Raw genomic sequence first — 12411 nt, forward strand, 5'->3', positions numbered from 1 at the left:
CAAGTTGGGGTCAGTCTTCCGTGGGGGTGGTGCGCAGCGGGTGGTAGTTCCGCCAGGTGTGCTCCGGCGCGTAGCCCAGCAGCCGCCTGGCCTTGTCGATCGAGAGCATGGTCTCGTGCTCGGCCAGGTCCTTGACCACTTTGACGTTCGGGAACACCTCGGCGGCGAGGCTGGCGCTGGAGCGGCTCATCACCGTGTCCTCGTTGGCGATGATGAACGCCTCGAACCCGGGCTGGCCGTGCTCCAGGGCTCGCGCCACGGCCTGGGCGCCGTCCCGGCCGTCAATGTAGCCCCAGAGATTCCATTTACGCGCCCGCGCGTCGTGGTCGAAGGAGGGGAATTCCTCATAGTCCTCCGGGTCCATCACATTGGAGAACCGCAGGCCGGTGATGCTCAGGTCCGGGTCCCAGCGGGTCAGCTGGATGGCCATCTGCTCCTCAAGGTGTTTGACCAGGGAGTACGTGCTTTCCGGCCGGGCAGGGTACTCCTCGTCCACCGGGATGTAGGGAGGGTCGACGTCGAAAGGCAGCCCCAGCACCGTCTCACTGGACGCGTAGACGATTTTCTTGATCCCGGCCCGGCGGGCAGCCTGGAACACGTTGTACGTGGACTGCATGTTGTTCTCGAAGGTGGCGGCATCAGGGGCGTGGCCCGGTGCAGGAATCGCGGCCAGGTGCACCACAGCGTCAAAGCCGGCATGGCGGTCCTCCAGGCCGAGGAACACATCCACCACCTGGCCGTAGTTGCGCAGGTCCACCTCCGTGAACCCCGGGCCGCGCACGCCGGTGCGGTCCAGGTTGGTCACCTCGTGCCCGTCATCGCTGAGCCGCCGCACGACGTTTCGGCCCAGCTTTCCGCTTCCTCCGGTAACAGCAACTCTCATCAGGAACTCCTCGGGTGGCAGGCTCGGCTGGACGTCATGGTCCGGCCAATGGGCCGGCACCTGCTCCGGTGCCGGCAATCACCGTTCCACCCTAAGCGGAGGCGGCCGCGGTGCCCAGCCCCGCGTGACTTTCGGCCCTAGGCAGTCCCGGGGGCAGGGGCAAGGCTGGGGACCATGAACGGTGATCAGCGCATTGTCGTGGGTGTGGACGGTTCGGAGTTTTCGACGACGGCGCTCCGCCTCGCCGGGCGCATGTCCACCGCTCTGAACATCCCGTTGGACGTCATCACGTGCCTGGGAACTTCCGATTTCTTCCTGGCCTCCCACCTGCCCGAGGACAGAACGCCCACCCTCGATGAGCTGGAGGAGACCGCCGAACGCCTCGTGGACCAGTCACTGGAGCGGGCCTTCGGCGAATCGCGTCCGGAAGGACTTACCCGCTCGGTCAAGTTCGGGGCGCCCGCCAAGGTCCTCGTCGAGGAAAGCCAGCACGCCGAAATGCTCGTGGTGGGCCGGCGCGGCAAGGGCGGCTTCCTCCATCAGGTCATGGGCTCGGTGAGCGCGGCCGTCGCGGCCCACTCCCACTGCCCGGTGGTGGTGGTCGGGCCGGAATCGGACGACGCCAGGGGCCGGACCAGCGCATGAGGTCCCTCGCGTGAGCGGTCAGCACGTCCCCGGCCGGTTGCGCGGACCGCTCGCGGCGCTGGCTGCGGCATCGGCGGGCGCAGCCTACGTCCTGGCTGTCCGGCCGCGGCTCCTGCGCTGGGGGGCCACCACCCAGGAGGCCGCCGGCCCGCTCGCCGGGGACGAGATCGTGCCCGCCCCGCGCATGCAAAGCACCCGCGCGATCACCATTGCGGCCCCGGTGGCAGAGGTCTGGCCGTGGCTTGTCCAGATGGGCGCCGGGCGCGGCGGCTTCTACTCCTACGACTGGCTCGAACGCGGCGCGGGTCTGGGCATCCGGAGTGCGGACCGGATTCTCCCGGAGCTGCAGCGCCTGAAAGTTGGCGACGTCGTTCCGCTGTCCCCCGACGGCGGGATTCCGGTCCGGCTCATCCGGTCCGGGGCGGCGCTGGGGCTGGGCGGAACCATCGATCTGCGCACGGGGAGGATGTCGCCGGCAGGGGTCCGTCCCACCGGGCGCCGGCTGGACATCGGCTGGACGTTCGTGTTGCGACCTGCCGGGCCCCAGGCCACCAGGCTTTTGTCCCGCACCCGGTACGACTTTTCGCCCCTGGCGGAGGGTCTGGCCCTGCGTGCACTGCTGGAACCGGTGCAGTTCCTGATGGAACGGCGGATGCTCCTGGGGATCCGGTCCAGGGCAGAGGGCCGCCGGAGCTAGGGTCCGCGGAATTCGTGGTCCCGGCCCTCCCCGGCTGTGGTCACCTCAGACGCCCGCGGCCCCTCAGACGCCCGCGCCCCGCGCGCCGGCACCGTTCGGGGGCAGCAGGTAGTCGATAAACCAGTCCCGCGCCAGGATGGCCGCCGCCGCGAGCGTGCCCGGTTCTTCAAACAAGTGCGTTGCCCCCTGCACGACGGCGAGCTGGCTGGGACCGCGCATCATCGCCTTCGCCCGGCGGTTCAGTTCCAGGACCTCGTGGTCCAGGCTCCCCACAATCAGGAGCGTGGGCGCCTTGACAGCGGACAACCGCGGGCCGGCGAGGTCGGGGCGGCCACCACGGGACACGACAGCCGCGATCCGCGCCGACGGCTCCGACGCCGCCCACAGTGCAGCCCCGGCTCCCGTGCTCGCACCGAAGTACCCCACAGCGCAGGAGGCCGTGTCCGCCCGGGTGGACAGCCAGTCCGTGGCCGAGGACAGCCTGCGGGCCAGGAGTTCGATGTCAAAGACGTTGGCGCGGTGGCGCTCCTCCGCCGGCGTCAGCAGGTCCAGCAGCAGCGTGCCGAGACCGGCCTGCTGCAGGACACCGGCCACGTACCGGTTCCGGGGGCTGTGGCGGCCGCTGCCGCTGCCGTGGGCGAACAGCACCACGGCGCTGGCCGGCACCGGAAGGTGCAGCTGGGCCTGGAGCCGCACCCCGCGGGACGGGATTTCCACTTCCTCGTTGACGTCGGCGGCAGTGTCGGCGCGGATCGCGGTCGAGGTCCAGAAGGGCGGCGGTGCGGCCTCGACGCGTTTGGCCGCAAGATCGAGCAGGCGCAGCACCTCGTCGTCGTCAGTCGGCGAGAAGTCCCGGTAGTGGTATCCGACGGCGGTGAACTGGCGCGGCGTCGCCAGGCAGACCACTTCGTCCGGTTCCGTCAGGTCGGCGAGGGTTTCGGCTGGGGCAACCGGAACCGCCAGGATCACGCGGGCCGCACCCTGTTTACGGGCGACCCGGCAGGCCACCCGGGCAGTGGAGCCGGTGGCGATCCCGTCGTCGACGATCACCGCGATGCGTCCGGTCAGGTCGTGCCGGGTCCGGCCCTTCCGGAACAGGACCACCCGGTTTTCCAGCACGCCGCGTTCGCGTTCTTCAACAGACTGGAGTTCCGCACCGCTGACCCGCGCATGGGCCAGGACCTCCTCGTCCAGGACTTTGGCGCCGCCTTCACCGATTGCCCCCATAGCGAGCTCGGGCTGGTAGGGAAGCCCAAGCTTCCGCACCACAATCACATCCAGGGGAGCATCCAGGGCGGCGGCGACTTCGAAGGCCACGGGCACGCCGCCTCGCGGCAGGCCCAAGACCACAATGTCCTGGCCACGCAATTCCGCCAGACGCCTGCCGAGCTGCCTGCCGGCGTCGACCCTGTCTTCAAAGATGCTCATGGGCTATGGCTTTCAAGTCGAAGCGTGGGCCATCGGCCATCAGTCGTGTGCTGCTGAAACTGGTGCGCTCCTACGGGTTCCCCAAACCCGAACAGGACCAGGTGGCCGCTGCCTCCAACTATCCGCCCGCGCCCGAAACCCTGTGAGGGCCTTTATGCCCGAGTTTGCGTCGACGGCGCCAGCCCGGGCCCCGGTGGACGAGCAGCGGCCTGGCCGCCGGGATGCTGAAACGGGCGGCCCGGCGGGCAATGCGGTGGGTCTCGCCGCGGTGCCGGAGCACCGCCGGTCCGCGTGAAACAGGCTGCTGGGCGGCCCGGGCGTAGAACCAGACTTTCGCCACTTCCACCAGCACCAAATACACCACTGCCATCCCGAGCAAGGCGAGGAAGAACGGCACGGGCAGCGGATCGAAGCCCAGCACGCCGGCCAGGGGCGAGAACGGCAGGTACACCCCGAGGGCCACCACGCCCAGGGAGGCACCGACCAGGCCCAGCGACGGCCTGCTCCGGAAGAAGGGCACGCGCCGGGTCCGGATGACGAAGATGATCAGCGTCTGCGTCACGATGGACTCGATGAACCAGCCGGCCCGGAATTCGCCCGGAACCGCGTCGAAGACGAAAAGCATGAGGGCGAAAGTCGCGAAGTCGAAGATGGAGCTGATGGGGCCAAACAGGAACATGAAACGCCGGATGAAGCCGATGTCCCAGTGCGATGGGGCCACCAGCTGTTCCTTGTCCACCCGGTCGCCCGGAATGGCCAGCTGGCCGGCATCGTAGAGCAGGTTGTTGAGCAGAATCTGGCCCGGCAGCATGGGCAGGAAACTCAACACCACGGAGGCCGTTGCCGCGCTGAACATGTTGCCGAAGTTACTGGACGTGCCCATGAGAACATATTTGATGGTGTTGGCGAAGATCCGCCGGCCTTCCATGACACCCTCGGCCAACACCCCCAGGTCCTTGTCGAGCAGCACGACGTCGGCGGCGTCCTTGGCGACGTCGGTGGCGCTGTCGACCGAAATGCCGATGTCCGCGGCATGCAGTGCAAGGGCGTCGTTGACGCCGTCGCCCATGAACCCGACGGCGCCGCCACTTAGCCGCAGCAGCCGGATGATCCGAGCCTTCTGCTCCGGCGACACGCGGGCGAAGATGCTCGCCTCCCGCGCGGCGGCGGCCAGCTCCGGATCGGACATGGCCTCGACGGCAGCGCCGCTGAGCGTCCCGCCGGAGAGCACGCCGAGTTCGTCACAGACCTTTTCGGCGACCCTGGCGTTGTCGCCGGTGGCGATCTTGACCGTAATGCCGAGCGCCTCGAGCTGGTCAAGGGAGGCCCGTGCATTGGCTTTGGGGCGGTCGAGGAAGATGAGGAACCCGGCAAGGACCAGATCCTTCTCCTCGGGCGGCGTCAGGTCCTCCAGGCCGCCTGCAGGTCGCGTTCCGACAGCCACCACCCGGGACCCGGCGTCGAACTGCTTGTCCAGCATCGCCTGCACGTCCGCCGGCGTGCCCACGCAGAGCGCCAGGACATCTTCCGGCGAGCCTTTTGTGATGATGCGGGCAGGTCCGTTCGCTTCGCGCACCAGCACGCTGGTCCGGCGGCGCTGGTGGTCGAAGTCTATGACGTCCAGGCGTTCGTAGAGCTCCGGCCGGAAGCCCGCCGCGTCGGGTGATTCCCAGAGGGCGGCATCCAAGGGGTTCAGGCCGACCGTAGAGAGCCTCGCCTCGGCGTATTCGGCCTCTGTCGCCAACAATCCGAGCGTGAGTAACTCAGCGGGCTCGATGCCCGCGCCGACGGGCAGCGCGGCGGTGAAACTGATCCGGCCCTCGGTCAGCGTCCCGGTCTTGTCCGTGACCAGGATGTCCATGTCGCCCAGGTCCTCGATGCAGACCAGGCGCTTCACCAGGACCTTGCGCCGGGCCAGCTGCCGGGTGCCCGTGGCCAGGCTGGTGCTGACCACCGCGGGCAGCAGCTGCGGAGTGATGCCGACCGCGATCGCCAGGGAGAACAGCAGGGATTCGATCACGGGCCGGTGCAGCATCAGGTTTGCGACGAAGATGAGCGAGCTCAGTCCGATGGCCACCTGCAGCAGCAGGAAGGAGAACCGTTTGAGGCCCAGTTGGAACTCGGTCTGCGGCTGCCGTTCGCCCAGGCCCAGTGCAATCCGGCCGAATTCCGCCCGGCCCCCGGTGGCGACCACCACTGCCGTGCAGCTGCCGGACTGGAGCACGGTCCCCATGAAGAGGCAGCTGGTCAGGTCCGCCAGCGGGGCATCCTGCGGCACTGGCGCAGGATCCTTGGCGACCGGCAGCGATTCCCCGGTCAGGATGCTTTCGTCACACAGGAGGTCCTTGGCCGTCAGCACCCGCATGTCCGCCGGAATGATCGCGCCGATCCCCAGGTGGACGACGTCGCCAGGCACCAGCGCGGTGACGTCGATTTCGCCCGGACTTCCGTCGCGGACGACGACGGCGCGGTGCGTGACGCGGGAATGCAAGGCCTCCGCAGCGCGTTCGGCCCGGTATTCGTTGCTGAACCCCAGCCCGACGCTGACCAGCAGGATCACGCCGATGACGATCGCGTTCGTGGCGTCCCCGAGAAACAGTGAAAGCCCGGCGGTGATGAGCAGGAGGAGCAGGATGGGGCTGGCCAGCTGCCGGCCCAGCACCGACCACCCGCTCGCCATGTGGGTCCGCACGGCGTTAGGCCCGATTTCCGTCAGGCGCCTGCCCGCTTCGGCACCCGTCAGTCCGTTCCCGCCCGAGCCCAGCTCGTCCAACACGGCGGCAACGGGCCGGCCCGCGGCGCGGGCGATCGCCAGCGGGGCGGAGGGTGAGTCCTTGACGTCCAGGTCTGGCATGGGGAATCCGTTCGCGACATTTCGCCTAAGGCACAGCTTATGCCCGGGACGAACGGTTCAGGAGCCGTCGGGCCCGGAGCCGGTGTGGAACCTGCGTTTCCCGGATGTATATACTCTCCCGGTACGGTTTTGCAGCGAGCCGTTGGATTGTTCTTCGATCCGGCCGCTGCCGTATCCGCCCCTTGCCGCGGTGGGAAGCACAGCCGGGTCGTCTTGACCTGAGTGAAACGGCACAACAGACAAGTGGTCAGCGAGTCAACCGCAAATTCAATAAACCAGCAGCTGCATGAACTGGTGCTCAGCAGCTCCGACGTCGAGGACTTCCTCTGGGAGCTGGCCCGTGTATCCGCGCGCAGCCTGTCCGAGCCCGGGGATGAGATCCTGTGCGGCATCACGCTCCTTCGGGAAAAGAAGGCGGCCACCGTCGCGAGCAGCAGCCCCGCCGCGCAGGCCATGGACGAAATCCAGTACACCTTCGGTGACGGCCCTTGCATGACGGCTTCCCGGGAACAGGAAACCGTCCACGTTGAGGACCTTGAACTCGATGGCCGTTGGCCGCAGTACGCCGCGGCGGTGCGGGGGCACGGCTTCCGGTCGATCCTGGCGCTGCCGTTCCTCCTGGAAGGCGAGACCCGGGCCGCCCTGAACCTCTATTCGCACCGTCCTTGCCGGTTCGATGACCGCGCCACGGAGCTGGCCCGTGACTTCGTCCACCAGACCTCCATGGCCCTGCGCCTTGCCGTCCGGTTCGCGCACAGCAGCGATACAGCCGCCAACCTCAAGGCCACCCTGGAGACGCGGACCGTGATCGACGTCGCCGTCGGCATCATCATGGCGCAGAACCGCTGCAGTCAGGACGAGGCGTTCGAGCTCCTGAAGTCGGCCTCCAGCGCCCGGAACATCAAACTCCACGCCGTCGCGGCCGGGGTGGTCGATTCACTCGGGCAGGGCCCCACCCGGACCCACTTCGACGTCTAACCCTGCCCCGGTCAGGCAGTGCGGTCAGGCCGGGCTTCCGGGCAGCGGCTCGCCCGCCGCCGCGCCAAGGCCCGTGAACGCCAGAATGCCGTCCCGCACCTCGAGGGCCCGGTTGTGCTGGACGACGTGCCCGGTTCCCTGCACCTCCAGCAGCCGCCCGCGGCTGGCGAGCCCGGCCAGCCGGCGGCACCAGCCTGCATCCGCGATGGGGTCGTTGGCGCCGCGCACCACGAGGACCGGTGCGCTGACGCCGGCGATCTTCTGTTCCATCGGGTACTCCATCATGACCTGCAGGGTCTTGAAGTACCAGGAAGGGCCGCAACGCAGGTAGTCGGTAAAGACCAAGGCATTCGAGGAGGGGCTCTCGTAGAACAGGCAGTCACGGCCCAGCGCCAGGGCCATCTGTGCCACGGATCCGTGCCTGGGGTCCACCACGGGACCCATCAGCACCACATTCGAGATCTGTTCCGGCTGCTGAAGGGCCGCCTCCAGGGCCATCTGTGTTCCCATTGAGTGCCCCACCAGCACTATTTGCGCGACGCCAAGCTGCTCCATGGCGCCGAGGATGTAACGGGCGTGGTCGGCAATGGACAGCTGGTACGCAGGCTTGGGTGTGGCACCGAATCCCGGCAGATCGATGGAGTAGGTCTCCATCGACCCGGCCAGGAGCCGGTGCAGCCGGCGCAGGTAGCGGTGTGACGCGCCGATTCCGTGGATGAGCACGACGGCGGGCGCGGACCCGCCGGCCATTTCGCGCGAGGCGAAGACGTGGCCGGCGTGGCCCGCGGCTGAAATCTCCAGGCGAACCGGACCTGTCATGCTGTGAACGACCGCGGCGGGGAGCACGGGTACAGGAGGGACCACGTGGCAACTGCCGGGGTCATGAAGGGCTCGTTTCGTCGCCGGGTGGTCAGCCCAGTCTAGTAAGCCTGCTGGCCTGGGCCCCGACGCCGTGCGGGGCGGGCGGCCCTTTCAGGATGAGCCCGCGGATCAGTTGTCCCGTTTGTCCCGCTCCTCGAACTCCTCATCGAGGTCAAAGTGCCGGAATTCCGTCTCCGGATTCGGCTCCCCCTCCACCACGTACTCATAATCCAGTTGGCGCTCGACTTGGCTGTCGAGGACCTGAAGGTCCTTGTCCGGCAACTTGCTGAGATCTTCCGGGAAGTCATCTTCCGGGCTGAGGTGCAGCTTCTCGGTCATTGCATGGCTCCCTTGGCCAGGGGATGGACTCGTGCTTGCACTGTCCTGGCTGCATTCAGGATAGCCCTTACTGCCGGCGCGGCCGAGGGCCCGTCCTAGGCGGGCTCGGAGCCGACGTTCACCAGCCAGTCCACGCCAAACCTGTCCTTGCACATGCCGAAGATGTCGCCCCAAGGTGCCTTCTCCAGCGGCATGGCGATTGTGCCGCCATCGGCCAGCTTGTCGAAGTAGCCGCGGAGCTCAGCTTCGTTGGATCCGCTCAGGGACACGGAAAAGTTGTTGCCCGGGGTGAAGTCCATGCTGTTGGGCGTGTCCGCGCCCATCAGCACCATGCCGGCGTCCGTCCTGAGCTGGGCATGCATGATTTTCTCCTGCTCCGCCGGGTCTTCGCTGGCGTGGTATTCGGCGAAGGTACTCATGGTCAGTTCCCCGCCGAACACCGACTGGTAGAAGGTCATGGCGTCTTTCGCGTTGTCGCGGAAGCCGAGGTAGGGATTGAGCGTAGTCATGTCCGAAACTCCTTGCTGTTGGGGCGCCGGCCGGGCGGCAACGACGACGGTGCGCGGTACAGGGCATATCCTGCCGCAAAACCAACAGCGTGGATAGGTGTCCGGCCGCGGAACCGGGCAGCCGGCGACCACGCAGGTGAACGGCCGGCCGAAAGCGTCCGACGGCGGCCCGTGCCGCCGTCGGACGCTGCGGCGGGAGTACGGCTACGGCGTCTGGCCTGCGTGCTCGCCTTCGGCGATTTCCTCAAGGAGTTTGGCGTTGAAGGCCGGAAGGTCACGCGGGCTGCGGCTGGTCACCAGGCCCTGGTCCACCACGACCTCATGGTCAGTCCAGATCGCGCCGGCATTCCTCAGGTCCGTCTGCAGCGTGTGGTACGAGGTCAGGTTCCTGCCGCTGACCACGCCGGCGTCGATGAGCAGCCACGGGCCGTGGCAGATGGCGGCGACGGGCTTGTGCTGCTCGAAGAAGGCACGCGTGAACGCCTGGGCCTCCTTGTCGACTCTGAGGTGATCGGCGTTGACCACGCCGCCAGGGATGACCAGGGCGTGGAAATCGGCGGCATCGGCCCGCCCCACGGCGAGGTCGACGGCGAACCGCTGCCCCTTGTCGGTGCCGTCGTAACCCTGCAGCTCTCCGCTCTTCGGCGAGACCAGGGTTGGCACACCGCCGGCTTCCTTGACGGCATCCCACGGGCTGGTCAGCTCCACTTGCTCCACACCGTCCGTCAGCAGGAACGCGACCTTCTTGCCGGAAAGATTGTGCTCTGACATATGTTCTCCTCGTGCCGGGCGCGGGCCGGGCAACATTCGTTCAGTGCCGGCGCCAGCGCAGTGTCCCACTTGGTTTGCAGACTTAACTCTAGAAAACCACCAAGTCGTAAGCAAGCTGATGATGCATTGCAGGGACCCCGCCGGCACAGGACGGGAAGCTGAGAGAATAGGCCAATGGAAGTCGCTTTCGGGCTGCTGGCCCTCGTAGCCATCATCTGTGCCTGCAGCGCACTGGGCCAAAGGATCAACCTCTCCGTCCCCCTGCTGCTGGTGCTGGTCGGCGTGGTGTGCTCGTTCCTGCCGTTCGTACCGACCATCGAGCTGAACCCCGAAATCGTTCTGGTCGGGCTGTTGCCGCCGTTGCTCTATGCGGCGGCGCTGCAGACCTCGCTGTTCGATTTCCGTTCCAACCGCCGCTCCATCGGCCTGTTGTCGGTGGGCTACGTCATTTTCGGCACCGTCAGCATCGGGCTGGCGGTCGCCTGGCTGTTTCCCGAGATCCCGCTGGCGGCCGCCATGGCCCTGGGCGCCGTCGTCGCGCCCCCGGACGCCGTGGCTGCGACGGCGATTGCGCGAAAGGTGGGCATGCCCCGCCGGGTTGTCACCATCCTGGAGGGCGAATCGCTGGTCAACGACGCCACGGCGCTGGTCTGCCTGCGTGCTGCCATCGCCGCGATCGCCGGGGCTGTCTCCGCCGCGGAGATTGCCGGCGGCTTCGTCCTGGCCGCCGGCGGGGGCGTGGCGGTGGGCGTTGCCGCGGCCTTCGTACTCACCGCGCTCCGCAAGCGGATCCGCAACGTGGCCATCAACACTTCCACCTCCCTGATCGCCCCGCTTGTGGCCTATCTCCCGGCGGAAGCGATCCACGCCTCCGGCGTCCTGGCCGTCGTCGTCACCGGGCTGATCATGGGGACCAAGGCGCCGTCCATGCCAAACGGGGCGGCACGGCTGAGCCAGCGCAGCAATTGGCACACGGTCCAGTTCCTGCTGGAGAACTCCGTTTTCCTGCTGATCGGGCTGCAGGTCCGGACCATCATTGAGGGCGTCCGGGATGACTCGCTGGGGCCGGAACGGATTTGGTTCGGCTGTGCCGCCGTGCTGCTGGCCGTGCTGGTCCTGCGCCCGGTTTGGGTCTTCCCCGCAACGTACCTGCCGCGGCTCATTCCCGCGGTCCGGCGCAAGGATCCCGCGCCGCCCTGGCAATTTCCGGCGATCGTCTCCTGGGCCGGCATGCGCGGCGTGGTGACGCTTGCCGCCGTCCTGGTCCTGCCAGCGGAGCTGGAGCACCGGTCGGTCCTGATCCTGATGGCCCTCGTGGTGGTGGCCGGCACGCTGACCCTGCAGGGTTTCACGCTCCCGGCCCTGGTCCGGCTGCTGCACGTGAAGGGACCGGACCAGCGCGAGGACGCGCTCAACGAGGCGTCGCTGATGCAGATGGCTACGGCGGCGGGCGTGCAGCGGCTCCAGGAACTGCGTTCGGACGCCGATCCCCCCGAAGTCGTGGCGATGCTGAAACGGCGCACCCAGGAGCGCGGGCTGGCCGCATGGGAGCGGCTGGGCCGGCCGTCCGCCGAAGCCGCCACCCCCAGCCAGCGGTACGCCCAACTCCGGCTGGCGATGCTGGACGCGGAGCGCACCAAGGTCCTCGAGCTGCGGCGCGGCGGCGGATACGCGCACGAGGTCCTGGTCAACGTCCTTGACCGCCTCGACGTCGAAGAGTCCATGCTGGACGCCGCACTGGAGGAACCGGACGCGGACGGCGGCAGCGGCGGCGAGGGAATCGCCCGGCCCCGCGGCGTTTGTCCGCACCTGGAGTCCGCCCCGGATCTCACCGTCCCGTCTGGTCCCTCCTGTGAGGCGTGCGAACGGGAGGGGACGACGACGGTGCATCTGCGGATGTGCCTGCAGTGCGGCAACGTGGCCTGCTGCGATTCCTCGCCGGGAACCCACGCGTACAAACACTTCCAGCTCAGCGGCCACCCCGTCATGCGCAGCGTCGAGCCGGGCGAGGACTGGCGCTGGTGCTACCCGGACGAACTCCTTGGCTAGGCCGCAGACGCCAGACAGCGCCGTCCGGCGCCGGGCCCGGGCGCCCCTGTTCACCGCACCATCCCCTCCGTAGGCTGGAAGGGGACCTGCTGGAAGTGGACCCTGCGAAGAGAAGGCGGCCCGCCGCCGTCGGACGAAAGAGGACACCATGGACAACCAAGACATCCTGGAGCGCATCAAGGCCCTGGTGGAGGAGGAACACGGCCTCCGCGAAGGCTCAACCCAGTCTGGCGGGACCGGAGGCCCGGACGTCCTCCGGCTGCAGCAGGTGGAAGAACAACTGGATCAGTGCTGGGACCTGCTCCGCCAGCGGCGCGCGAAAAAAGACTATGGCGAGAACCCCGACGAGGCGGAAGTGCGGCCGGTCAGCGAGGTCGAAGGCTACCAAAGCTAGCCC

General features: G+C 67.9%; 12 protein-coding genes. 5 read left to right on the forward strand and 7 right to left on the reverse strand.

Features of this window, described 5'->3' with window-relative positions:
• Positions 1-10: 10 nt before the first annotated feature.
• Complete coding sequence (locus AC1DRO_RS16970) at positions 11-883, reverse strand: NAD-dependent epimerase/dehydratase family protein (protein ID WP_476951723.1); 873 nt, start codon at positions 881-883, stop codon at positions 11-13.
• 174 nt (positions 884-1057) lie between these two features.
• Between AC1DRO_RS16970 and AC1DRO_RS16975 the strand changes: the two genes are divergently transcribed.
• A complete protein-coding gene (locus tag AC1DRO_RS16975) occupies positions 1058-1528 on the forward strand; it encodes a universal stress protein (RefSeq protein WP_476951724.1) in 471 nt (156 codons plus the stop codon).
• A gap of 10 nt (positions 1529-1538) precedes the next feature.
• Positions 1539-2225, forward strand: a complete 687-nt coding sequence (locus tag AC1DRO_RS16980) for an SRPBCC family protein (protein ID WP_476951725.1) — start codon at positions 1539-1541, stop codon at positions 2223-2225.
• Positions 2226-2288: 63 nt separating this feature from the next.
• On the opposite strand, the gene AC1DRO_RS16985 is transcribed toward AC1DRO_RS16980, so the two are convergent.
• Together AC1DRO_RS16985 and mgtA are read right to left on the reverse strand one after the other, a co-directional pair.
• Entirely contained in the window at positions 2289-3653 is a 1365-nt protein-coding gene (locus tag AC1DRO_RS16985) for a phosphoribosyltransferase family protein (RefSeq protein ID WP_476951726.1), read from the reverse strand.
• A gap of 118 nt (positions 3654-3771) precedes the next feature.
• Positions 3772-6507, reverse strand: coding sequence for a magnesium-translocating P-type ATPase (mgtA, locus tag AC1DRO_RS16990; RefSeq protein WP_476951727.1), 2736 nt, complete (start codon positions 6505-6507; stop codon positions 3772-3774).
• Between the two features lie 243 nt (positions 6508-6750).
• Between mgtA and AC1DRO_RS16995 the strand changes: the two genes are divergently transcribed.
• A complete protein-coding gene (locus AC1DRO_RS16995; protein ID WP_476951728.1) occupies positions 6751-7485 on the forward strand; it encodes a GAF and ANTAR domain-containing protein in 735 nt (244 codons plus the stop codon).
• Between the two features lie 24 nt (positions 7486-7509).
• Here AC1DRO_RS16995 and AC1DRO_RS17000 read toward each other — a convergent pair whose 3' ends face one another.
• From AC1DRO_RS17000 to AC1DRO_RS17015, 4 genes are all read right to left on the reverse strand, one after another.
• Complete coding sequence (locus AC1DRO_RS17000) at positions 7510-8304, reverse strand: alpha/beta fold hydrolase (RefSeq protein ID WP_476951729.1); 795 nt, start codon at positions 8302-8304, stop codon at positions 7510-7512.
• A gap of 171 nt (positions 8305-8475) precedes the next feature.
• A complete protein-coding gene (locus tag AC1DRO_RS17005) occupies positions 8476-8685 on the reverse strand; it encodes a hypothetical protein (RefSeq protein ID WP_476951730.1) in 210 nt (69 codons plus the stop codon).
• Positions 8686-8780: 95 nt separating this feature from the next.
• Positions 8781-9194: a VOC family protein gene (locus tag AC1DRO_RS17010; protein WP_476951731.1), complete on the reverse strand. Its 414-nt coding sequence runs from the start codon at positions 9192-9194 to the stop codon at positions 8781-8783.
• A 204-nt stretch (positions 9195-9398) separates the two neighbouring features.
• Positions 9399-9965 (reverse strand): type 1 glutamine amidotransferase domain-containing protein, encoded by a 567-nt coding sequence (locus AC1DRO_RS17015; RefSeq protein WP_476951732.1) that lies wholly within the window; start codon positions 9963-9965, stop codon positions 9399-9401.
• A 174-nt stretch (positions 9966-10139) separates the two neighbouring features.
• Here AC1DRO_RS17015 and AC1DRO_RS17020 point away from each other — a divergent pair, with 174 nt between their 5' ends.
• Positions 10140-12014, forward strand: a complete 1875-nt coding sequence (locus AC1DRO_RS17020; RefSeq protein WP_476951733.1) for a Na+/H+ antiporter — start codon at positions 10140-10142, stop codon at positions 12012-12014.
• A 148-nt stretch (positions 12015-12162) separates the two neighbouring features.
• Complete coding sequence (locus tag AC1DRO_RS17025; protein WP_476951734.1) at positions 12163-12408, forward strand: DUF2630 family protein; 246 nt, start codon at positions 12163-12165, stop codon at positions 12406-12408.
• Positions 12409-12411: the final 3 nt, after the last annotated feature.

The sequence above is a fragment of the Arthrobacter sp. P4_F11 genome (genome assembly GCF_056401395.1).

Excerpts from the sequence above, each read along its gene's own strand:
- AC1DRO_RS17010 (WP_476951731.1), bottom strand. The coding sequence starts at position 9,194 with ATGACTACGCTCAATCCCTACCTCGGCTTCCGCGACAACGCGAAAGAC.
- AC1DRO_RS17025 (WP_476951734.1), top strand. The coding sequence starts at position 12,163 with ATGGACAACCAAGACATCCTGGAGCGCATCAAGGCCCTGGTGGAGGAG.
- AC1DRO_RS16985 (WP_476951726.1), bottom strand. The coding sequence starts at position 3,653 with ATGAGCATCTTTGAAGACAGGGTCGACGCCGGCAGGCAGCTCGGCAGG.
- mgtA (WP_476951727.1), bottom strand. The coding sequence starts at position 6,507 with ATGCCAGACCTGGACGTCAAGGACTCACCCTCCGCCCCGCTGGCGATC.
- AC1DRO_RS17005 (WP_476951730.1), bottom strand. The coding sequence starts at position 8,685 with ATGACCGAGAAGCTGCACCTCAGCCCGGAAGATGACTTCCCGGAAGAT.
- AC1DRO_RS16975 (WP_476951724.1), top strand. The coding sequence starts at position 1,058 with ATGAACGGTGATCAGCGCATTGTCGTGGGTGTGGACGGTTCGGAGTTT.
- AC1DRO_RS16970 (WP_476951723.1), bottom strand. The coding sequence starts at position 883 with ATGAGAGTTGCTGTTACCGGAGGAAGCGGAAAGCTGGGCCGAAACGTC.
- AC1DRO_RS17015 (WP_476951732.1), bottom strand. The coding sequence starts at position 9,965 with ATGTCAGAGCACAATCTTTCCGGCAAGAAGGTCGCGTTCCTGCTGACG.
- AC1DRO_RS17020 (WP_476951733.1), top strand. The coding sequence starts at position 10,140 with ATGGAAGTCGCTTTCGGGCTGCTGGCCCTCGTAGCCATCATCTGTGCC.
- AC1DRO_RS17000 (WP_476951729.1), bottom strand. The coding sequence starts at position 8,304 with ATGACAGGTCCGGTTCGCCTGGAGATTTCAGCCGCGGGCCACGCCGGC.